Here is a 1603-nt window from a genome sequence, read left to right as displayed (position 1 = left end):
GACCTCGATCAGGCCGTTGCCGCCGCCGCGGCCCAGGGCCTGCACCTGCGGCGCGACCTGGTCGGCGCTGGTGATCGGGGTGCCGTCCACCGCCAGCACGCGGTCGCCGGGGCGCAGCACGCCGTCGGCGGCCGAGCCGGCGGTGACGTTGGCGATGACCGCCGGCTGCAGGGTGAAGAGCCAGGTCAGGCCGGCCAGGGCCGGCACCTGCTGCTCGTCGAAGCCGACCGGCAGCTGCGACAGGCGCAGGGTCCGGGTATGGCTGGCGCCGTCCTGCGCGTCCTCGGTCTGCACCGGCACGTCCTCGCGGTCCATGGCGGCGACGGTCAGCTGCATGGCGGCCTCGCTCCAGGTGGCGACGTCGCGGTCGCCGACGCGGACGATGCGCTCGCCGGGCTGGAACCCGGCCTGCTGCGCCAGGCCCTCGGCGCGGCCGACGATCGGCGCGTAGTCCTGCTTGCCGATCACGAACATCGCCCAGAGGAACGCCACGCACAGGATCAGGTTGGCGATCGGGCCGGCGGCGACGATGGCGATGCGCTGCCACACGCTCTTGTTGTTGAAGGCCTGCGCGCGCTCGGCCGGGGCCACCTCGCCCTCGCGTTCGTCGAGCATCTTCACGTAGCCGCCGAGCGGGATCGCGGCGATCGCGAACTCGGTGCCGTGGCGGTCGTAGCGCGACCACAGCGGCTTGCCGAAGCCCACCGAGAAGCGCAGCACCTTGACCCCGCAGCGGCGGGCGACCCAGAAATGGCCGAACTCGTGGAAGGTCACCAGGATGCCCAGGCTGACCAGCATCCACCAGATGGAGCCGACGACATTACCCATGCGCGTGGCTCATGGCGGCGTGGGGATCAAGCATGGGCGAAGTGGCGGGCAATGGCGAGTTCGGTGATCTTGCGCGAGTGCGCATCCGCCGCCAGCAACGCGTCCAGGGAATCGGCCGCGACCGCAGGCAGCTCGGTCAGGGCGTTCTCGACCAGCGCAGGAATCGATAGGAAACCGATCCGGCCCTGAAGAAAGGCTGAAACAGCCACTTCGTTGGCCGCGTTCAGGATCGCCGGGGCGCTGCCGCCGGCCTGCATCGCGTGCCAGGCCAGGCCCAGGCAGGGGAAAGCGTCCAGGTCCGGCGCCTCGAAATCCAGCCGGCCCTGCGTCAGCAGGTCCAGCCCGGCGACCCCGGAGGCGATGCGGTCCGGCCAGCTCAGGCCCACCGCCAGGGTGGTGCGCATGTCCGGCAGGCCCATCTGCGCCAGGGTCGAACCGTCGATGAACTCGACCAGCGAATGCACCAGGCTCTGCGGGTGCACCAGCACCTCGATGCGCTCGGGCGCCAGCGCGAACAGGTGGTGGGCCTCGATCACCTCCAGGCCCTTGTTCATCAACGTCGCCGAATCGACGGAGATCTTCGGCCCCATCGACCACTTCGGGTGCGCCACGGCCTGCGCCGGGGTCACCGCCTGCAGGCGCGCGCGGTCCCAGCCGCGGAACGGGCCGCCGGAGGCGGTCAGCAGCACCCGCCGCACCTCGGCACCGGTCTGGCGCGAGCGCAGGCACTGGAAGATGGCGTTGTGCTCGCTGTCGATCGGGATGATCTCGGCGC

Annotated in this window: 2 protein-coding genes; both read right to left on the bottom strand. The window is 71.2% G+C overall.

Annotated features, from left to right (window positions below; translation table 11 throughout):
• Nucleotides 1–828: RIP metalloprotease RseP (gene rseP, locus D183_RS0123170; RefSeq protein WP_017911102.1), on the bottom strand; the 828-nt coding region annotated here is incomplete at its 3' end.
• 26 nt (nucleotides 829–854) lie between these two features.
• Nucleotides 855–1603, bottom strand: a 749-nt coding sequence (locus D183_RS0123165) for a 1-deoxy-D-xylulose-5-phosphate reductoisomerase (protein WP_017911101.1), incomplete at its 5' end; no start/stop codon positions are given.

This window comes from Xanthomonas sp. SHU 199 (genome assembly GCF_000364665.1).
Taxonomy (GTDB): Bacteria; Pseudomonadota; Gammaproteobacteria; order Xanthomonadales; family Xanthomonadaceae; genus Xanthomonas_A; species Xanthomonas_A sontii.
Note: the sequence above shows the minus strand (reverse complement) of the source record. Positions and strands in the feature narration are given on the sequence as shown.